Origin of the sequence: Bacillus salacetis (genome assembly GCF_003581585.1) — a bacterium.
Classification (GTDB): Bacteria; Bacillota; Bacilli; order Bacillales; family Bacillaceae_B; genus Rossellomorea; species Rossellomorea salacetis.
Window position 1 is genome coordinate 1 of record NZ_QXIR01000009.1, and the last position, 20,245, is coordinate 20,245.

Genomic DNA, 20,245 nt, shown 5'->3' on the forward strand with positions numbered 1-20,245 from the left:
TGTAGGAATTGCTCCGTTTTTCCGGCATCATCCGCTCTTCCCTTCATGAATGATGTACCAATTCACCCGCTTTTCCGGCATCATCCGCTCTTCCCTTCATGAATGATGTACCAATTCACCCGCTTTTCCGGCATCATCCGCTCTTCCCTTCACGAATGATGTACCAATTCATCTGCTTTTCCGGCATCATCCGCTCTTCCCTTCACGAATGATGTACCAATTCACCCGCTTTTCCTACATCATCTGCTCTTCTTTTCTGTATGATGCAGGAATTGCACCGCTTTTCCGGCATCATAGGCTTTTCCTTTACGAATGATGTACTAATTCACCCACTTTTCCTACATCATCTGCTCTTCTTTTCTGTATGATGCAGGTATTGCACCGTTTTTCCGGCATCATAGCTTTCCCTTCCTGAATGATGTACCAATTCACCCGCTTTTCCTACATCACCGGCCAACCTATACTGTATGATGCAGGAATTGCACCGCTTTTCTGCCATCACAGGCTCTATATTCAACAAATGATGAATTCTGCAGGTTTGTTAACACATATTAGAGTTAGTCTAAGTGGTTCCGTATTGGTATAGAAAATAGAAATACCATCGCAAATATCTGGCTAATCAGCAGATGAATTTTCATGCTTTATTTGTTGTTAAAACAATGTATATTTTTGATTTTATAGTAAGATAGCAAATCAAATAGCCCCTCAATCATCAAGCTGACAAAATATTTGTCCCCCTGAAAAAAGAGTTGCTATTTATAGTATTAAATGACTTGTCAATTGTGCAATCTGTTAATGGGAAGATGAACCTTTAAGAAAAGTTAATATGAAGAAATTGTAAATAAAGGATACTCATTATCGGAGCAGGTCAGTTCCAATTGCTGTTTTACATAAATAAAGACGGTGAAAAATCACCGTCTTTATTTAGCTGTTCTTTTGTGTTAATTCTTTGTAATAAAGGTAATCGACTTTATGTTTGGTAGCCATCAACTGCGAAGCTAAAACCGCCGTATAGACAGTGGTTAGTACTATTGCTCCAAAACCAAGACCTGAGAGGTTCACCTTATTGGATGTGCTCATTCCATTTGCATTCGTAGCTGCCTCTTCCATTTTAAAACCCCCAAATTTTGTTATAGGGGTATTATCTGTAATGGCATTTGAACTTATACAAATAATGATAAATTCCTGCTGGAAAGAAAACAGGCAGGATTATAAGAAAGGTTAATCCGAGCATGCTTTCGAGGTCTCATTTCACAGCCATGACTTTTTCATGAAGGAATATTTTAATCTGGAAGTAGCTGATTTCTTCAGGCAGCTCCTCTTTGATCGGTTTAAGCTTTTCAGGTCCTGCCTTTTCAATGGCAAGCTCAATCGCCCTTCTTTCTTCATCGGTGAGGAAGTTGCTCGTATTTACTGCCATTCCCTCTTCTATAGATTGAAGGATATGATTTTGGACAGTTGTGAGTGAAAGGCTTCTCTCTTTTGCTATTTCTTCAAGGTCACTGCCTTCGGAAAATAATTGATAGGTTACAAGATAGGAAGGCTCTTCCTCTTTTTTATTGCTGGTCTCAATCTTTTCTTCCTTTGTCTCGTCAGCTTTTCTGTGCTCTGCGATTGCCTGTAAGAAGCGGGAACCATACTTTTCGTTTTTATGGGAACCCACTCCTTTTACTTCGAGGAATCCTGCACTGTCGGTTGGAAGCTTTCTGCCCATGTCCCTAAGCGTTTCATCCGAGAAGATTACAAATGGGGGCACTCCCTCTGAGTCAGCCAGTTCTTTTCTGATTGCTCTTAATGTCTGGAATAATTCATCATTTTCTTGATGCACCACTTTTTCCACTTTCATGGTTTCTTTGCGCATGACGGTTTCTTTTCCCTGAAGGACATTCTTTCCTCTTTGGCTTACCTTTAATACCGGAAACGTCCCGCTTACCACCGTTATGTAGTCTTCTGAAATCAAGAAGTCAATGAAGTGGCTGATATCCTTCTGTTTTTGCTCTTTCATCAAGCCGTAAGTCGATAGCTTCTCGAAACCGAACTCTTTTATTTTTTTATTCCTCGAGCCTGCAAGAACCTGGCTCACCAAAGAATTACCGAACCTTTCTCCCATCCTGATCATACAGGAAAGGACCATCTGGGTTTCCCTTGTGACTTCGACTGCCTGGCGATCATCTGTACAGTTGCTGCACTTGCCGCACGGCTCTGCGTTTTCATCACCGAAGTAATGAAGGATATACTCCTGAAGGCATCCTTCCGTATGGCAGTAGTCCACCATTTGCCTTAATTTCAGCAGCTCCTGAGTATGCCGCGCAGGATCCTGGGTGTTCTGCGATATCAGAAATCGCTGGATTTGGACATCCTGTGGTGAGTAAAGCACGATGCACTCACTTTCCCCACCGTCACGGCCGGCCCTTCCCGCTTCCTGGTAATAGCTTTCCATATTCTTCGGAAGCTGATAATGAAGTACATAGCGGACGTTTGATTTATTGATTCCCATTCCGAACGCGTTCGTTGCCACTATGACCTGGATATTATCCTTCAGGAATTCTTCCTGCATTTCATTGCGCTCGATATCACTCATACCGCCATGGTATTTCCCAACAGAAACTCCCTGTCGCTTCAATTTATTGTATAGGGAATCCACTTCTTTTCTGGTTGCTGCGTAGATGATCCCGGACTCATCCTCATTGGTTTTTACATAATTCTGAGCATACTGGCTCCTGTCCTGTCCTTTAATGACCTTGAAGGATAAGTTTTCCCTTGAAAATCCAGTGATATAGGTGTTTTCTTCTTCAACCTCCAGGGAGCTGCATATGTCATTCTGCACTTGCGGTGTTGCTGTTGCTGTCAGTGCCAGGACTACCGGATTGCTCGGAAGCTCCTTAAGCAGATCGCTGATTTTCAAATAACTCGGCCTGAAGTCATGACCCCATTGTGATATACAATGAGCTTCATCAACTGCCACAAGAGGTATTGGAAGATCCTTTAAATACTTTACAAAATAGGGAGATTCCAGTCTCTCAGGTGCAATGTAAATCAGCTTGTAGACTCCAAGCTCAGCTTCACTCAGCCTCCGTTCAATTTCTCCCTGTGTCAACGAGCTGTTGATAAATGTTGCTGCGATGCCTGTCTGATTCAATGCATCGACTTGGTCTTTCATCAAAGATATTAAAGGAGAGACGACCAGTGTTATCCCTTCCAGGAGTAGCGCCGGAATCTGGTAACAGATTGATTTCCCTCCGCCTGTAGGCATGATCCCGGCTGTATTGTTGCCAAACACCACACTTTGTATGATTTCATCCTGACCCGGCCGGAAATTCTCGTAGCCAAAGTATTCTTTTAAATAATTTTTTGCATGAAAGATATTCATTGCATGGAAAACCCCTTATATTAAACAAATTAGCTTGTTCGTTATCTATATACCCATTATAAACCCCAGAACCTTTATGGTCGATGAATGCAGGAGAATTGTTCATTTTTTCTTCCATAAACAGGAGTCTCATAGAAGCATCCCATTTTCAAATCCACGAGGACACTTTCAGGAGTGTTAAAAAGGGCTCTCATTTATTGTACTTTCCAAGAAACCCCGCCTACCGGATATTTCAACCTGTATGCCATGGTTTTCTCAAAAAAAAGACCCCTCTTATTTTAGTGATTCTCCGGAGCCAATAAAAAAAAGACCCGTTGATCAATTCAACAGGCCTTTATTATCAATGATTAGAACCAGCGAAAACGAGGCTGTTCGTCTTCTGATTTCTCTTCCTGAGATGTTTCAACTTCTTCCTCTTCTGCTTTTGGGACCCCTCTCCAAAATACATCCCAAATATTATGGCTTGGTTTTTCTTCAGCAGATTTCACTTCTGCTTCTATATCAACGTTTTTCTTTGACATGGATATGCCTCCTTCGTATATGCTTCCGGTATAGGCCGGCAGGTAATCGACATTACATACTATTCAAGAAGAGGCATATCGTTTAGGCAAATGACTTATTTCCCTTTAATTTCTTCTAATAAAATACTCAACACATTTTTCACATAATCCTCATATTTAAAATTGATGTTTATAAAGTGATTCGATTTTGGTTCGTTTTCCATATTCCTGAAGTCTGCATACGTAAATCCCTGAGTTGGTTTATCAGTTGATATGAAGATTTTCTTCTGTATGATTGTCGTGTTTTTCAGGTTGGACAGCAAATACAAAGTGTATAAATCATGGAGGGGCACACCTTCCAAGTCTGGCTGCAGCTTTTCATATGCTGCTTGGTAAAAATCGAAAATCGGTTTGAAGATGTTCTTGAACGGGTTTTTGCTTTTTTGGGCAAGCAGCCTGATATGTTCTTCCTTCAATTGAGCATACTGAGTCACATTTAATGGAGCCACATAAACAGGGAGTCCCGATTCCAAAACGAAATTGGTTGCCGTCGGGTCTCCGTGAAAATTGGCTTCTGCTATTTCTGTGACGTTTCCCGGGACAAGAAAAGCCCCTCCCATAAGGTAAACTTCTTTAATACTTTCTTTGATGAAAGGGTAGAGGTTAAAGGAAAGGGCCATTGATGTGTTCCGGCCGATATCAACAAAATACAGATCTTTATTGCTGGATGTAATATCGAGGATCGAGCTGAAAGGCTTGGCTGCATACGTAAAAGATTCAGGGATCTGCACGGGGCCGATGCCGTCTTCTCCATGAATTTCCGGATAAAAGGGTTCATATTCCCCCGTCAATGGCCTTGATGCCCCTGTGATGACGGGTATGTCTTCCCTGCCTGCGAGTGAAAGGATGTAAGCAGCGTTTTTGGTTGCATCCTCTTTGCTGACATTCCCAAAGCCTGTCACGACTGCCATCAGTTGAATATCCGGACTGCTTAAAGCATATATGATGGCAAATGTATCATCTATACCCGGGTCTGCAAATAGCACAACTTTCTTCATGCAAACTTCCCCTTTCGAGAAACTCCCTATCATCACAGCATATTCAACAGAAGAAGATTTTAGCCGTAAATCATACACTTTAACACTTTAACGCAGCCGGGGACAGTCCCCGGCTGCGTTAAAGCGCTAAAGTGCAACAACAAATAAAAAACTTCCTACAGTAATAGGAAGTTGAATGATCACGGTACTATTTTGTTGTCGGATGAGGATTATCCACAACTTGAAGAACTTCTGATGAAGGGACCATTTCGCTTTTGCAAATCGGGCAGTGAGGTGTTTCTTCGCTTTTAAAGTTATCCCTCATCCAGCCTTTGCAATCTTCAGATGAACATTTCCAAATCTTTGTTTCCTCTGTTTTGATTTCTTCTTCATTTCTTCTTCCAAACGCCATCGTGTCATTACCTCCTTTTTCATTCCAAACGGGTGAATCAGCTGTTACTAAAATAGCTACCCTGTTTCCGGTGGGTAGCTATTTTTGAGCCTCAGCGCACTAAATTATAATTTTACAACGTTAGCTGCTTGTGGTCCGCGGTTGCCTTCAACAACTTCGAATTCCACACGCTGGCCCTCGTCAAGTGATTTGAAACCTTCGCCAGTGATAGCACTGAAGTGAACGAATACGTCGTTTTCGCCTTCAACTTCGATGAAACCGAAGCCTTTTTCTGCGTTGAACCATTTAACTGTACCTTGTTTCATGAATAGAAACCTCCAAAAAATGAAAAAAATTTAATATGTTACTCTTTTGAAATAAAAATTCACATATTATAAAAAGTACCGGCTGAGAAAGGCGATCACTTTTTATAATATGTGAATAGCTTCCGGCTCTTTTGCAATGTGCCTGATATTAATTCTGATACTCCTATTATAGTACATTAATTGATTTTGTCAAATAAGTAAATGGTAATGGTTTCCGGTTCAACCCGGGAAGGAGAGGCCATCAGAGAACCTCCCACAATTATTTCTTATTCCTCTTTCTCGAGGACTCCGCTTTGACCCCGCCGGGAAGTTCATTGGCTGTGGTACCCTGTCCCTCTACCTGGGCAGATCCCAGCCCGGCTTTGGACGGGTCTTGTTTCTTCTTTGCCATAGTTATCACCTCATGCTTAGTATGACAATTTCCCTTAGACTTATGTCACTGAATTTCCTGCAGGTGTCTTCACCTTCCATCCGTCGATCGAAAAGCCGCCCAGTTGATTAAGCACGCGGCTGTATAACTTTTTGAATAACCAGATTTTCTGCCTTCTATCCGCAGCAATCAATGCCTCCCGGAATAAGCGGGCAAATTCATCATCTGGAAAGGGAGATTTTAAGTACTTCTTCAAGTAGTTGTCTTCATTCAAATATGAGCCGATCTGATAATAGGGGATATGTTCAACTGAAAGAAATCGGCAGTACTCATCAAAAAGGGCATTTAATGAATTATGGTAAACAAACTCCCATTCAACTGCACCTTTTTCATAGAGATCCTCTAAATTATCAAGAGTATCCCAAAGCCCGTATTTCATAAATTCCAGACCAGTTTCCCCTGTTTTTTCAAACGGTTTCTTCAGCCATCCCAATGCCTCCTGCTTTAAAAGTGAAATTGTTCCTTCCCTGTCCATCAGCACTTCCCCGGTTGCAAATTGGACAGCTGCATGTGTGCTTCTTTCTTGATGATCCTCTTCAAAGTAGCTGCGGATTTGGGCGGGAGAATTACTAAAATATTCAATCAAGTAACCATCGATGATCCGGTTTCCACGTTCCCTCCATTCTACTCCTTCTTTTAAAACCATATGTACATCGATATCAGACCGTTCGGACGGGTTACCAGTGATATAACTCCCGCAGACCAATACTCCGGCCAGTGCGTAAGGATAGGGCCATTCCTCCATAAATCGTTCCAGTGCTGCTCTCCAGTTCTCCATGACTCTCCTTCTTTCTGTTTTGTATTCAATAAAACAAACGGTAATAATTTGCGGCTTGCTGGACAAAATACTAAAAAATTCTAGTTAAGGGTGTTTCGGGCATGGTTTTCAAGTGGCGGGAAAAGAAACGAAGAGAGGAAGAAAAATCGATTGCCCACAGCCTCAACTTCGATGATCTCAAAGAAGAATTAAAAGACTCCTTAAAACAAAGTGATGATCTAGCTTTTCATAAAATTGAAAAAGAGCACCACCATATATTGATCATCTATTTAGAAAATATCATAAATACAGACCAACTTCATCAACATATTGTCAAACCGCTGGAAAGGACTGCAGACGAACCCGATCCTAAGTCCATCGCAAATAATATCAACATCGGGAAGATCTCCGTAACGAATAGACTTATCGATATAACAGAAGCCATCCTTAACGGGAATGCCTATATCTATGCTGAGGGCCAGCCCTGCGGTGTCCTGGCGGATATTTCCGAGAAGGCAAGCCGTTCTTTGGAGAAGGCTGAAACAGAATCACTTGTCTTTGGCCCAAAAGTTGCTTTCACTGAAAGTTTATCAACAAACATGAATGTCATCCGAACCAACATCAATGATCCCAATCTTTGTGTCGAGGAGTTTGTACTTGGTTCCAGGGTGAAAACAAAGACCTATCTCATCTATATCAAAGATATTGCTGAAGAAGAGAATGTAAATACCTTCAGGCAGCGTATAAAAGATCTTGAAGTCGACAGCATTATGGACAGTTCTGTCCTTGCCCAGATGATAGAAGATAATTCCTATACGGTGTTTCCGCAGCTTGTGACGACTGAGCTGCCCGATCGTTTCAGCATATCCCTATTACACGGAAAAATCGGGATCCTGGTAGATAGGAGCCCTCAAGCCATCATAGGTCCCTCCACATTTCTTAATTTCTTCGAATCAACGGAAGATATCTATATGCGATGGAATATGGGAACCTTTTTGAGAGTGCTGAGATTCATTGCTATCTTCCTTTCGGTACTGCTGACACCTGCATATGTTGCCGTTCTTACCTATCATTATGAAGTCATTCCATCTTCCCTCCTTGTGTCACTGGGGGAATCACGTTCAAAGGTGCCCTTTCCGCCAGTGTTTGAAGCCCTCCTGCTTGAATTCATCATTGAATTGCTGCGCGAGGCAGGTGCGCGCCTGCCTACAAAAGTTGGACAGACGATGGGTATCGTAGGAGGTATCGTCATCGGACAGGCAGCAGTGGAAGCCGGTTTCACGAGCAACATTTTAATCATCATAATTGCAATCAGTGCCCTGGGGTCCTTCACAGCACCAAGTTACGCAATCGGGACCGCGGTCCGGATCATCCGGTTTCCAGTCATCATATTGGCCGGACTATACGGCGGTGTGGGAATTGTTTTCGCCTTCTCTTTCCTGCTGATTCACTTATTGAAACTGACAACACTCGGCAGGCCGTATCTTTCCCCAATTTACCCGCTGACGATAGCCGATTTGAAATACAGTTTGATAAGAATGCCTTTTCAATATATGGGAAAAAGGCCTGAAGCCAATTCGACCATCGACTCGGAGAAAATGAAAGCTAAAAAGAAAACGGAAAAGAAAGACGTAGACGAATAAAAAAGGGTTGTGTCTATGAAAATTAATGTTGATCCTCCAAACTCTCTCATGTTTAACTCGTTTTTCATCATGTTTGTCATACATGTTGCTCAAACCGGCGTTGGCATTGCAGGTCTTCCGCGCATCATTTTTCTTGAAGCAGGGCATGATGCCTGGATTTCCGTCCTGCTGTCCGGTTTTCTATTGGCTTTTGCCATCCTATGTATCGTTATATTACTTAAGAAATACGAAAGCGCTGACCTATATGGGATCCATAAGGATGTTTTCGGGAAGTGGGTCGGTTCCTTTTTCAGCATCTTATATATGGGTTATCTGTTTGTGATTGCCTATCTTGTGATCATGCACTATACAGAAATGGTTCAGGCCTGGATTTTCCCGCAAATGCCTACATGGTTACTATCCGGCCTGCTCATCTTCCTTACAGTTTATGCCGTTTTAGGCGGTGTAAGGATCATTGTGGGGGTATGTTTTATAACCTTCATCCTTACAGCCTGGCTTGTATTCATTATTTCCGTACCTTTGCAATATATGGATTATACACACTTCTTCCCTATCTGGAACCACAGCTTTAAAGAAATAGGAATGGGTGTTTATAAAACCTCTTTTTCAGTTATTGGCTTTGAGCTTTTACTATTTTTTTATCCATACATAAAAGACAAAAAGAAAGTATTGAAGTATTCACTATTCGGAATAGCTTATACCACAGTGATTTATTTTGTTGTTACATTTGTTTCCATTGGTTTTTTCTCAGATATGACACTCGAGAAGACGATTTGGCCAGTCCTCTCAATGTTCAAGATTGTGAGGATACCAAACTTGGAACGGTTTGAGTTCATCGCTGTCTCCTACTGGATGCTCATCGTACTGCCGAATATATGCCTGTACTTCTGGGCTGCAACCAGGGGCTTAAAAATGGTTTTCGGCTTAAAGCAAAGAAAGATGATTTATGTTTTCGCTGTATTGATATGGCTGGGTAATTTTCTCATTGATCAAAGGGTTGAAATGAATATATTTACTGACAGAGTGGCGACCGTAAGCTTTGGATTGACTTTTGTATATCCAGCCATACTACTGTCGCTGGTCTTCGCTAAAAATATCTTCAAGAAACAAAAAGGAGGATCTGCATGAGGAAGATGCTTTTCCTAACAGTGATTTTATCAGCATCCCTTCTCCTTGGCGGCTGTGTCGAAACAAGGTACCTTGAAAAGCAGGGATTGATTACCGGTGTAGGGTACGACAAGTCTGATGCAAAAAATAAAATTGCCGGCACCCTTGTTTTTTACCAGTTCAATCCATCAATGCAAAATCTGTCAACGGTTATTACAGGTGAAGCGGATACAAGTAAAGGCATCAGGCTGTCTGCTAATATGGAGACCGACCACAATCTCGTTTCCGGCCAGCTCCGTGTGGCACTTTACGGGGAAGAGATAGCCAGGGATGGCATCAGCTCATTGGTGGATTCCCTCTCGAGGGATGCAACAATAGGAAATATGACCTATTTAGGAGTGGCTGACCCAAGTGCCAGGGAAATTTTATCTTATCAGCCAAAAAGCCAGCCCACTAATATGGGAACCTACCTCTATAACCTTATCCTGCTTAACATTGAAAATGAAGCGATACCCAATCCGACCCTTCAGGAATTCTTGACAAGATACGGTTCGGTTGGCAAAGATGCCATCCTTCCCTATTTTTCAATAATGGAGCAAAAAGTCGGCATCAAAGGTTTTGCACTATTTTCAGATGATAAGCAGGTGGCCCTCTTGGACAGAAGCAAGATTTTTTATGTAAGATCCTTGATGGACAGCATCAAAACGGGAAGTGTGGAAGTGGAGGTGCCAAAGGACGAGTTTTACAAAGAAATTAAGGACGCCCAGAATAGCAGCATAGAGTCTGACGAGGAAGATGAAATAAAAGACATAAATATCACCCTGGATAATATTAAAAATAGTTATAAAATCAAATTGAAAGACAAACAAAAGCCTTCCTACGAAATAAAATTGAAACTGGAGTCAAGGATCCTGGAAATGACTGTTCCCCTTAATTTATCAGAAGCACCTGTGTTAAGAAAACTGGAAGAGGAAATTGAGAAATCGTTAGAGAAAAAGGGGATGGAGGTCCTTGAAGAAATACAAGAAACCGGGTCAGACCCGATCGGCTTTGGCTCTTATTACCGGGCTTCTGTCAGAGGCAGAGAAGTGACCAAGAAAATGTGGGCGGAAAAATATCCTTCAGCCGAATTTGATTTGGATGTTGATTTAAAAATTGTCCGTACAGGAATCATTGATTAAGACTATTTAGAAAGAATGACAATCCTTAGAAACCGCCGGTGCACGAACAGGCTCAGCTCTCGTGTCTCAAGGCATATCAATCAGACTGCTGTTCTTCTACTTTTGTTGTATTGCAGCAGCTTAAAGGAAAGTTTGCATTCTTTACTCTCTCACCCTCTAATTGAGTATACCAAACCTCCTGACTTTGCATTATAATTACATCAACAGCATAGTCAGGAGGACTACATGGCTCTATTCCCCGCTTTTCAAAAAAGAATGTTCATTAATTACATTTTCGGCTCCCTAATAGCCGTACTTGGAGTCGGATCTGTTTTCATTTTTCAGACTCTTGATCTTCCCGGCAGGCAGTCTCAATATATGATCCTCATAATTTCGATTTCACTCCTGTTTATGTTTACAGCCGAGTATCTGGTCTACAGCAGGCATATCGCACCTTTGAAGGCCGTTTACCGAAAGCAGGATCACTCTCTTGAAGTGCTAAGGAAGGCCTACATACACAGCTTGCATTTCCCTTTGCTGACGGTCAGGCGGATCATGCTTCCGCATTTCCTAGGATTGGCGATTCCCGCAACTTCCCTTAGCTATCTATTTATTCGAAGCGGCCATTTGAGTATCCCTTATTCATACATAGGATATGCTTGGGCAGGAGCTTTTTTAATAGCTTCCATGCATGCGCTCATTGAATTTCACCTGACCTTCAGGACCGCTGCACCGGTATCATCCGACATAGCCGCTAAAGCTTTGCAATTATATAATATAGATTTTTTGAAGGAGAAACAGTTTCACCTCAGTTTAAAAAGGAAACTTTTGGCAGGTTCGCTTTTTCTGGCACTTTTTCCTGTATTATTGTTCAGCCTTGCTCTGCAGGTGCGACTGTCCATCACGCTGGAACCTCAGACTGATTATTGGAATTGGGCAGGAGTCCTGATCCTGATCATCCTCGTTATGGCTGTTGCCAGCACAGTCCTTATATTCAAGAGCATAGAAGATCCCGTCAAAGAATTACAGGAAGGGTTCCGGGGGATAGAACTCGGAAAGCCTGAACCAATGGTCAATCCCTACACAGACGAATTCTCCGACCTAATCAATGGGTTTAATAACATGGTTGTCTCTCTGCAGCAAAAGGAAGAGAAAAACGAACAATTGATCACCAGTTTCTTCGATGTCATCGCAGCCGCACTGGATGCTCGTGACCCATATACCGCTGGCCATTCCCAGCGGGTAGCCGAGTATTCCGTGAAAATTGCCGAAAGTGCACGGTGGCCGCTTCCAAAAATCGAATTACTAAGAAAATCAGCACTTCTCCATGATATTGGCAAAATAGGGATCAGGGATGAGGTTCTATTAAAGGAAGGAAAACTGACGGATGAACAGTTCGATCAGATTAAATTACATCCGGTAATCGGCGCCAGCATATTAGAAGGAATAAATCTTACAGAAGAACTGCTCCCAATCCTCCCCGGAATAAAATACCATCATGAAAGGCTTGACGGAAAAGGATATCCAGAGGGGCTGTCAGGTCTTCAAATACCAGAATTCGGCAGGATGATCGCTGTAGCGGATGCCTATGACGCCATGACCTCCGACAGACCTTACCGAAAAGGAATGAGCATTACGAAGGCACTCTCCATACTGGAATCCGGAAAAGGGACACAATGGGACCCTGAATATGTTGCACACTTTGTTTCGATTGTGCGAAATAATTTTCAATCCTCTACTAAACAAGCTTCTGCCTCAGGGTAGAAGCTTGTTTAGTGAGGAAAATTCCTCGTTTTTGTTTTAATGAAATGATAATAGAGAATATATAACTGAAAGGGACTCACCAAATGGTCTCTTTATTATTTTTTAGGAGTGAAATTATGCCGGAGGGAAAATGGTTTCGAAGAGGATATGCAATTGCACTGATACTGCTGATAATTTATTTAGGAACATTAGTTGATTTTATCTTTAGGCCCGTTACAGTCCTTATAACAGCATTATTCGGGCCGATTGTGCTTGGCGGAATATTTTATTATCTATTAAGGCCGCTGGTGAATCTTTTGGCTAAAAAAATGCCCAAACCATTTGCCATCCTTCTTCTCTATCTTGCTGTAATCGGTTTGATCACCGGCGTTTTCTTCTATGTCGGCCCGATCCTGCAGAAGCAGGTAAACAGCCTCATAGACAACACCCCGCAGTTGATTGAGAAATTCCGTGACACCTTGTTGAATCTTCAGCAGAATGAGTGGGTTTCCCGCTTTCAGGAAAGTGACAGGTTCTCGCTCGAAACGATTACCAACAGGCTGACGGATTATCTGAATGAAGCAGCAACGACGCTTGGATCGAATCTGATGAACATCATCAGTACCATCACCAATATCATTGTATTGATTATTCTCATTCCATTCGTCCTTTATTACATGCTTAAGGATGGAAACAAGCTGCCGGGAAAGGTCCTCAAGCTCGTGCCTCAAAAACATGAAAATGAAGGCAAAAAAGTATTGAGAGATATGGACGAAGCTTTAAGCTCTTATATCCAGGGACAAGTCATCGTCAGCTTCTGTGTAGGTGTCCTTGTTTATATCGGATATTTGATTATCGGATTGGACTACTCCCTCGTCATCGCCATTCTGACGATGCTGACGAACGTCATTCCCTTTGTCGGCCCTTTTATCAGTTCCGTACCGGCAGTGATAGTCGGCTTCCTGCAGGAACCAATCATGGCCCTATGGGTGATCATCGTCATCCTGGTTGTGCAGCAGATTGAAGGAAACCTGATTTCACCTCAGGTAATGGGAAGAAAACTGGATATCCATCCACTTACCATCATTTTATTACTGGTTGCCGCAGGTCAGTTCGCAGGCTTCCTTGGATTGCTGCTGGCAGTGCCAACTTATGCTATTCTGAAAGTCATTTTCACACATGTTTACCGGTTCATTAAATTGCGTACCAACCTATAACCATCCCAAAACAGGGACAGCCTTTATCCGGTTGTCCCTGTTTTGGCGTATTGCGAAAACCCACTTACGGGTTCATCGAGGTACCACATTTTCCATTACTGTTTGAAGCTCTTGCTTTTCTTCATTAGTGAAAACCTTGAGGTCCTTTCCGTCCATTAGGATAAGACCATGATAAATCTGAAGGTCATCATCACAAGACTCACAAAATACCTTTTCACCCTCATCCCAAAAAGCAACAGTATTCTTTTTTTGCTTTCTATTTTTATATTCACCGGAAAGCTCACGAACAAGAGCAAGAAATTGTTCAAATGCTTCCTTTTCATTAGTAAACTCCATTTTTTCTGTAATATCTTTTTCCCAGTCAGAAAAAAACCACCACGGTTCAGCTTCTCCTGACATCCTGATGACACTGTACGATGCCATGAATATACACCTCCGAATCCTACGGATAAATTGTACAAGATTCTTCATCTGATACAAAATCATCTGCTTTTAAAATTCACTTTTTGTAATCTTATTATTAGTCTCTTTTCGTAATCTTTGTTGCTATTCAATATAAATTTCAAATAAAATTCTTGTAAATCGTCGTGAAAACCCCTGTGAGCAGGCAAGAAAAGAGCGGCTCGTTCTTATTCGAGAGTAAAACCTTTGTATTACAGGGGGAAGATCCGGCACCTGTGATTTCTCTGAAAGCAACAATATATGCGAAAACAGCCTTTTATTATGAAAGATATTGTTCAATTTATATCTTGTCATTCACCGAACAAGCCCCGGTAAACAAGAAAGTCTCTTTTTTACTGAACAGCCTTTGCATCCCGGGAGAAAATCGGATTTTGGGGGTTTTCCGAAAGCAGCCAATATTGCAAACATCTATGTAAAAAAGCGGATAGCCCCCTTTGTACATCAAGCCTATCTCCAGCCTTAAGGGATAAAGTAAACTCTCAAAACGCAGGCTTCTGTATTCGATAGGGGTTCTTCACTTTTTTGACAAGTTCCCGATGGACAAGGCATATATTTGTACTATTCAAAGGAGGTTGTCTAATGAAATTTGTTGTTTTGAAAAAAGGGTCTATTATCTTATTTATTATTGGGTTTCTGGCTTTATCACTGGGTGCCGTCTGGATGCTTCTCCCAAAACAGTCATACCCCACTGTGACGATGAATGGAGAAAACCCCAACGTCCAGGTAATCAAGCTGGTAACTGGGGAATTTTCTTCTAAAACAGAAGATGGGAAAGAAATAGAAGCATATAGATGGGATCCCGGTACCATCGTTGTAGATAAAGGAGAAGAAATTCAATTCCGCATCTATGGAGTGAATGGACAAGCCCACCCCTTCCATATTGAAGGAACAGAAGTTAAAGGCATAGTAAAAAAGGGCGAAGAATCGGTATTCAATGTGACCTTTGATAAAAAAGGGACCTATAAACTCGTTTGTGAATCACATGATACCATTGAGAAAAACGGGCCGATGATCGGCTATATTGTTGTAAAATAACCCATGAAAAAATAAAAAAGGCAGAATCCTTCTAGACTGACATAGCGATTTGAGACACATATAAAACACCTCTTTAGGCTGCTTGCGCCCCAAATTCTTTGGGCGTCAGGTAGCCTAATTTTTCTAGGATACGGTCTTGGTTGTAATAGCGCATGTATTCATTGATCTTCTCCACGACTTGGATATTGGGAATCGAATTGAATTTGACGTACTGGAATTCCTCCGATTTAATATTGGAATGGAATGATTCAATGACCGCATTGTCCCAACAGTTTCCACGCCGTGACATACTACTGACTAGATGACTTTTCTTGACCAACTTTTGGTACGCATACGAGGTGTAGACACTTCCTTGATCAGAGTGGATGATCACTCCTTCCGGGTTCCCGCGCATCTCCAGCGCCTCTTTTAAAGTATCAATGACCAGCGGTGTCTGTTGGTGGTCGTACATTTTGTACGCGACAATTTCATTATTGAACAGGTCCATGATCGTCGACAGGTACATCGTCGAACTTCCATATTGGATATACGTGATATCCGTCACCCATTTTTGGTTGGGCCCAGAAGCTGTGAAATTGCGTTGCAGAAGATTCGGCGCTATGATGACAGATTCACCTTGTGATTTCCATTTTCGTTTTGGTTTGATCCGGCATTGCAAGTGATGCTTTTGCATGAATGAGCCGAGCATCCGCCACACCAATCACCGTTGAAAAATTACGGATAGCTGCACTATCAAATCAGGAAGAAGAACAGGCATTATTTTATACAGATCATGCCAATTGCCATTAAACTGAAAGGTATTAAGTGATCTATATTGAGCCTTATCTTTATTGCATAGACATTCCCATTATTAATCCCAGAAAAGCAGTCATTAATCCTCCAGTATAACTAAAAGCCAAATACAAAATAGCGTTCCTTCCGTTTACCTTCCTTTTAAGATTCACCGCTTCAACCATGAATGTTGAATAGGTCGTAAAGGCTCCCAGAAACCCAACCCCGAAAAAAGCATAGGCCAAGCCCTCTATTCCCCGTCCCAGTAAAACACCCAGAAGAAAGGCACCTGCCAAGTTAACAATCAAGGTTGAGAATGGAAAACCAGGGTTGAGTTTCCGCTTGATAAAGTTCCCTGCCGCATACCGCGCAATTGCGCCGATAAATCCCCCGCAGGCTATTGCTAATATAATCAATATTCCCGCACCCCTTTCAATTTCGGGATAGTAAGGCCAGCCCAGGCAAAACACAATCCGCCTGCAGAGCTTAAGAAAAAGTAGACAAAAGCAAGCATAAACTGACCTTCTTTCAAAAGGCCGATGGTTTCTATACTAAAAGCGGAAAAAGTAGTAAATGAACCAATCATTCCGGTACCTGCGGCAGCAGCCAGACCTGGAGGGATCCTGCCGTTTTTCAGCCAGGTTTCTGTCAACAGACCCAAAACAAAAGACCCTGCCAGGTTTGCTGACAAAGTCCCAAAAGGAAACACAGCGGGATCAGCTCCTGACAAAATATTGCCCACAAGGTATCTCAATATGCTGCCAACTGCTCCGCCTGCTCCTACAAGAACATAGATCATTACATCACACTTCCTATATGTAAAAATGAATAAAAAAAGTAAAAAGCACACTCCTCTATTCTACCTCTGCAGAGTAGAAATAAAAAGAGTGTGCATATATGCAAGTCTTACTATTGTCTGTTGATTCACATTGTATGATTCACACACCGGATCAATCATTGATAAATTACCCTAACACAATGAAAGCCCTTCCTCTCGATCATCCTTATGGCTCCTAGGCCACGCCAGTGAGAATTAGGGGAAATTCTAGCAATAACAATTATCATACAATCTTCATTCTTGTATCGGATAAGTCTCTGCTATTTTGCTGGATTGAAAAAAGCTTCCTTATTCCTTAGCGGATTCTCTAAACCCAGCTGGATAAGGATTTAAAAAAATCGATCAAGCTTGGTTGATCTTCAGAAGAATTTTGGATGTACTACTACGGAGATTAGTAGCCAGTAAGACCTGACTGTTATGTGGTATTAATGACCACAAACATTAACTATACATGAAATATAATATTTTGTCAACAACACAGGGTGAAGCAGCTATAAATCATTCACTCGGGAAAAATGGAATCCAAACTGAAGCCTCGCCTGGCTGTGGGGAAACATCAGTGAATGCCTGATGCTTTGCAAGCAGGGGTTACCATGTTTCGAAGATTTCAAAAAAGCATGCACCCGACGCCGAGGGAAACTATATTAAGTGCATCCCCTTATGACGAGTGGGCGCTGCCAGTTAAAGGACATCATCTCTGGTAATATCCTGCAAGTGTCAAATGACAGAATTCTATGATTTCTTATTTCTCAGGAAAGCGGTTCCTGCAATGAGCAGGAGCGCCGCATACAAATAGACCGGATAGAGGACCAGCTGGCTTTTTACCGTGCTGCTTTCCTGTCCTTGTTTTGTCTCTTTCGGTTCTGTTTGTTCAGGCACAATGGGCAGCTCGCCTATGAGCTGTTCCTTTCCGTCCATCAGTTGTGTAAGCCTGCCAGTTCGATCAACTGTCAACTCTGCATCATCACCTATAAGGCTGGTATATGTGATTTCATTTCCTGAAATGAATTCTTTATCCCCTGCTTTATAAATTTTTCCTGCAGGGATACTATTGCGTATGAATCCATTTAATCCATAGTCCAATAAGGAGGTCGTGTCTTTATAGGCTGCTTTCTTGGATTGTGCCTTCAGCAGAATAACTGCAACAGAGAGACTCTCATTTGCGGCAGTGGTGACCAGCGTATGTTTTGATTCCTCTATGAATCCATTTTTCCCTCCGGTCACTTCAGGGTAAACCAATTCGCCTTTCACCATTTTGTGATGGTTGAAAAGGGTTGTCTCCCACCCTTCCCCTTTCCACTCATATTCCTTCAGTGAGGAAAGCTCCTGAAAAGCAGGGTTTTTCACAGCATAGGAAGTGATATGCGCCATATCTTCTGCTGTCGTATAATGCTCTTTATCATAAAGTCCATGAGGGTTCGTGAAATGAGTGTTATTCACACCAGCTTTTTCTTTGAGGAATTCATTAAGATTCCGGCTGAAATTTTCTACAGAGCCATCTAAATGCTCCGCTATGGCCACCGCTGCATCGTTACCTGAATTGATCATCATCCCGGCAATCAATTGTTTCAGCGGCAGTTGTTCTCCTTCCAGCAAGTAAACAGAAGAGCCTTCTGTTTCGGCAGCATTCTTACTGATGGTTACCATGCTGTCCAAGTCACCGTTTTCAACTGCATAAATAGCTGTGGCTACCTTGGTGATGCTGGCTGGAGTCATCCGTCTCTTCGCATTTTTCTGATAAAGGATCGTTCCTGTATCAGTATCAATCATGACCGCACTTTCACTGTACAGCTTTGAAGGTTTTGAGTTTTCTTCAGCATTGGCGGATGCGGCTTGACTAGTTAGGATAAATAGTATGATTGCAATAATAATTTTTTTCAAAAGAAGTGCCACCTCCTCACCATTTTTAAAAAGACATTATCCATTTTAACAAATAAATCTGCTTCTCAACCTTTGAAATGAAAATTTAACAAAGCGGTAAATAGAATACTATTCCTTCTGTCGGTGTCTCGCTACCAATTTCCCTTTGCACTACTATGACCCTTTCCTTGTGTTTCGTTCACACAATCGAAATCGTGCCTTCCTCAAGACACGTGTCCTGAAACGGCCTTTTTCCTTTTGGACTCTAGAGCCCCTCTACACGCCTTTTCTCTCTTTGTTCTCTATCTTTTTGGACTCTAAAGCCTCTCTAAAAGGCTTTTTTCAATTTTCCTCCTTCTAATGTTCTCGTCGGGCTCCTAACATTATTAACCCAGTTCTTCTGCCTCCCCTGAAAATGGCGTCGTGATGTTAAACCTTCCCAAAAGATTAACCGCCGGGATGTTAGGGAATAAAAATAACGACTCAGTTACAGGAGGATGAACATGAATAGAAAAGTAAGTTTAAATGCAGAGGGCCGCGTGCAAGGAGTGGGGTTCCGTTACTTCACCAAAAATAAAGCAGATGAACTGGGCATTACCGGCTGGGTGAAAAATCTGGATAATGGCTCTGTTGAGATAGAAGCGCAAGGAACAGCAACCAGCATTGAAGAGTTTGCTACTTTTGTAAAAAATGGTGCAAGTCCTGCTTCGCGAGTGGATATTTTTCATATCAATGAACTAGAAACAGACGAACATTCACCAACTGGCTTCAAGGCTCTATAAAACTTTTACAATCAACCCAAAATATTGACTGGCCTGGACATGGTCAGTTTTTTATTGTCGGATTTTATCAAATAAGTAACAACTCCTAAAACTATTTCACCGCTATTTGCAGGATTTTTGAAACTTTTATAGTATAGAATCGTAATAAATAGTAATGAGGTTATCATTAATGATTTAAGGAGTAGATGACATGAAATCAATACCTCTTACATTCTTAAAGTTGTTTTTAGGAATTAACGGGTTCTTCTTGACCTTTCTCGTGTTGATCTTTGGATTCGACCAGTCTATCCTGATCGGGACTGCCGGCGGAGCGGCTGGCGCTTACATCGTTTCCTCGGCAGGAAAATGGGTGTACACAAAAAGATTCTTGAAGAAAAACGGTATCACTCTGCAGGATTACCGTTATATAAATAAAAATTTGAAAGAAGCACAGTTGAAGATTAAACGTCTTCAGAAAACACAGTTTCAAGTCCGCTCACTTGGCGCTTTCAAACAAATCCTTGAGCTTAACAGGCTTTCAAAAAGAATATTTACCATCGTCCGGAAAGACCCGAAGAAATTCTATCAAAGTGAACAGTTTTTCTTTTACCATTTGGATTCTGTGGTGGAACTGTCCGAAAAATATACTTACCTTGCTACACAGCCCATCAAGAATGATCAAGTGTTCCAATCCATTAAAGATGCAAAGCGCACTTTGCACGCGCTGGAGGATTCGCTTCAGGAAGACCTTATGAACGTCCTGTCAAACGATATCCGGACATTGGATTTTGAATTGGATGTAGCCCGAAAAAACAAAAAATAACAAAGGAGCATTCC

At 41.9% G+C, this 20,245-nt stretch carries 22 protein-coding genes; 8 read left to right on the plus strand and 14 right to left on the minus strand.

The window, feature by feature from the left end; all coding sequences use genetic code 11:
• Positions 1 to 343: 343 nt before the first annotated feature.
• The 9 genes from D3H55_RS24110 to D3H55_RS08240 all read right to left on the minus strand — a co-directional run bounded on the left by D3H55_RS24110 (position 344) and on the right by D3H55_RS08240 (position 6,832).
• Positions 344 to 499, minus strand: a complete 156-nt coding sequence (locus D3H55_RS24110; protein ID WP_168412998.1) for a hypothetical protein — start codon at positions 497 to 499, stop codon at positions 344 to 346.
• 425 nt (positions 500 to 924) lie between these two features.
• Entirely contained in the window at positions 925 to 1,110 is a 186-nt protein-coding gene (locus D3H55_RS08210; protein WP_119546423.1) for a hypothetical protein, read from the minus strand.
• A 136-nt stretch (positions 1,111 to 1,246) separates the two neighbouring features.
• Positions 1,247 to 3,370, minus strand: coding sequence for a DNA helicase RecQ (gene recQ / locus D3H55_RS08215; RefSeq protein ID WP_119546424.1), 2,124 nt, complete (start codon positions 3,368 to 3,370; stop codon positions 1,247 to 1,249).
• A 347-nt stretch (positions 3,371 to 3,717) separates the two neighbouring features.
• Positions 3,718 to 3,891, minus strand: a complete 174-nt coding sequence (locus tag D3H55_RS24115) for a hypothetical protein (protein ID WP_168412999.1) — start codon at positions 3,889 to 3,891, stop codon at positions 3,718 to 3,720.
• Between the two features lie 95 nt (positions 3,892 to 3,986).
• Positions 3,987 to 4,928, minus strand: coding sequence for a nucleoside hydrolase (locus D3H55_RS08220; protein ID WP_168413000.1), 942 nt, complete (start codon positions 4,926 to 4,928; stop codon positions 3,987 to 3,989).
• A gap of 187 nt (positions 4,929 to 5,115) precedes the next feature.
• The gene (locus tag D3H55_RS08225) at positions 5,116 to 5,319 is read right to left on the minus strand and encodes a cold-inducible protein YdjO-related protein (protein ID WP_119546426.1); all 204 of its coding nucleotides are present in this window, start codon (positions 5,317 to 5,319) and stop codon (positions 5,116 to 5,118) included.
• A gap of 104 nt (positions 5,320 to 5,423) precedes the next feature.
• Positions 5,424 to 5,624 carry a cold-shock protein gene (locus D3H55_RS08230; protein WP_006834898.1) on the minus strand — a complete coding sequence of 67 codons (201 nt, stop codon included), beginning with the start codon at positions 5,622 to 5,624 and terminating at the stop codon, positions 5,424 to 5,426.
• Between the two features lie 259 nt (positions 5,625 to 5,883).
• Positions 5,884 to 6,015: a YuzL family protein gene (locus D3H55_RS08235; RefSeq protein ID WP_119546427.1), complete on the minus strand. Its 132-nt coding sequence runs from the start codon at positions 6,013 to 6,015 to the stop codon at positions 5,884 to 5,886.
• 40 nt (positions 6,016 to 6,055) lie between these two features.
• Positions 6,056 to 6,832: a nucleotidyltransferase domain-containing protein gene (locus tag D3H55_RS08240; protein WP_119546428.1), complete on the minus strand. Its 777-nt coding sequence runs from the start codon at positions 6,830 to 6,832 to the stop codon at positions 6,056 to 6,058.
• 101 nt (positions 6,833 to 6,933) lie between these two features.
• On the opposite strand from D3H55_RS08240, the gene D3H55_RS08245 reads away from it, so the two are divergent.
• The 5 genes from D3H55_RS08245 to D3H55_RS08265 all read left to right on the plus strand — a co-directional run bounded on the left by D3H55_RS08245 (position 6,934) and on the right by D3H55_RS08265 (position 13,681).
• The gene (locus D3H55_RS08245) at positions 6,934 to 8,454 is read left to right on the plus strand and encodes a spore germination protein (protein WP_119546429.1); all 1,521 of its coding nucleotides are present in this window, start codon (positions 6,934 to 6,936) and stop codon (positions 8,452 to 8,454) included.
• Between the two features lie 15 nt (positions 8,455 to 8,469).
• Positions 8,470 to 9,582 (plus strand): GerAB/ArcD/ProY family transporter, encoded by a 1,113-nt coding sequence (locus tag D3H55_RS08250; protein WP_119546430.1) that lies wholly within the window; start codon positions 8,470 to 8,472, stop codon positions 9,580 to 9,582.
• Entirely contained in the window at positions 9,579 to 10,742 is a 1,164-nt protein-coding gene (locus D3H55_RS08255; protein WP_119546431.1) for a Ger(x)C family spore germination protein, read from the plus strand. The genes D3H55_RS08250 and D3H55_RS08255 overlap by 4 nt, the downstream gene beginning before the upstream one ends.
• 225 nt (positions 10,743 to 10,967) lie before the next feature.
• Complete coding sequence (locus D3H55_RS08260; RefSeq protein ID WP_119546432.1) at positions 10,968 to 12,485, plus strand: HD-GYP domain-containing protein; 1,518 nt, start codon at positions 10,968 to 10,970, stop codon at positions 12,483 to 12,485.
• A 116-nt stretch (positions 12,486 to 12,601) separates the two neighbouring features.
• Positions 12,602 to 13,681, plus strand: coding sequence for an AI-2E family transporter (locus D3H55_RS08265; RefSeq protein WP_119546433.1), 1,080 nt, complete (start codon positions 12,602 to 12,604; stop codon positions 13,679 to 13,681).
• Between the two features lie 72 nt (positions 13,682 to 13,753).
• Here the strand turns inward: D3H55_RS08265 and D3H55_RS08270 are convergent, their stop codons facing one another.
• Positions 13,754 to 14,167 (minus strand): DUF1033 family protein, encoded by a 414-nt coding sequence (locus tag D3H55_RS08270; RefSeq protein WP_119546434.1) that lies wholly within the window; start codon positions 14,165 to 14,167, stop codon positions 13,754 to 13,756.
• Between the two features lie 555 nt (positions 14,168 to 14,722).
• Here D3H55_RS08270 and D3H55_RS08280 point away from each other — a divergent pair.
• Positions 14,723 to 15,178: a cupredoxin domain-containing protein gene (locus D3H55_RS08280; RefSeq protein WP_119546436.1), complete on the plus strand. Its 456-nt coding sequence runs from the start codon at positions 14,723 to 14,725 to the stop codon at positions 15,176 to 15,178.
• A 73-nt stretch (positions 15,179 to 15,251) separates the two neighbouring features.
• Here the strand turns inward: D3H55_RS08280 and D3H55_RS08285 are convergent, their stop codons facing one another.
• From D3H55_RS08285 to D3H55_RS08300, 4 genes are all read right to left on the minus strand, one after another.
• Positions 15,252 to 15,851, minus strand: coding sequence for an IS3 family transposase (locus D3H55_RS08285; protein ID WP_168413002.1), 600 nt, complete (start codon positions 15,849 to 15,851; stop codon positions 15,252 to 15,254).
• 154 nt (positions 15,852 to 16,005) lie between these two features.
• The gene (locus tag D3H55_RS08290) at positions 16,006 to 16,365 is read right to left on the minus strand and encodes a fluoride efflux transporter FluC (protein ID WP_240628520.1); all 360 of its coding nucleotides are present in this window, start codon (positions 16,363 to 16,365) and stop codon (positions 16,006 to 16,008) included.
• A complete protein-coding gene (gene crcB, locus D3H55_RS08295; protein ID WP_119546438.1) occupies positions 16,362 to 16,748 on the minus strand; it encodes a fluoride efflux transporter CrcB in 387 nt (128 codons plus the stop codon). The genes D3H55_RS08290 and crcB overlap by 4 nt, the downstream gene beginning before the upstream one ends.
• A gap of 771 nt (positions 16,749 to 17,519) precedes the next feature.
• Entirely contained in the window at positions 17,520 to 18,668 is a 1,149-nt protein-coding gene (locus D3H55_RS08300) for a D-alanyl-D-alanine carboxypeptidase family protein (protein ID WP_119546439.1), read from the minus strand.
• Positions 18,669 to 19,150: 482 nt separating this feature from the next.
• Here D3H55_RS08300 and D3H55_RS08305 point away from each other — a divergent pair, with 482 nt between their 5' ends.
• The gene (locus D3H55_RS08305; RefSeq protein WP_205685439.1) at positions 19,151 to 19,429 is read left to right on the plus strand and encodes an acylphosphatase; all 279 of its coding nucleotides are present in this window, start codon (positions 19,151 to 19,153) and stop codon (positions 19,427 to 19,429) included.
• A 190-nt stretch (positions 19,430 to 19,619) separates the two neighbouring features.
• The gene (locus D3H55_RS08310; protein ID WP_119546441.1) at positions 19,620 to 20,231 is read left to right on the plus strand and encodes a 5-bromo-4-chloroindolyl phosphate hydrolysis family protein; all 612 of its coding nucleotides are present in this window, start codon (positions 19,620 to 19,622) and stop codon (positions 20,229 to 20,231) included.
• Positions 20,232 to 20,245: the final 14 nt, after the last annotated feature.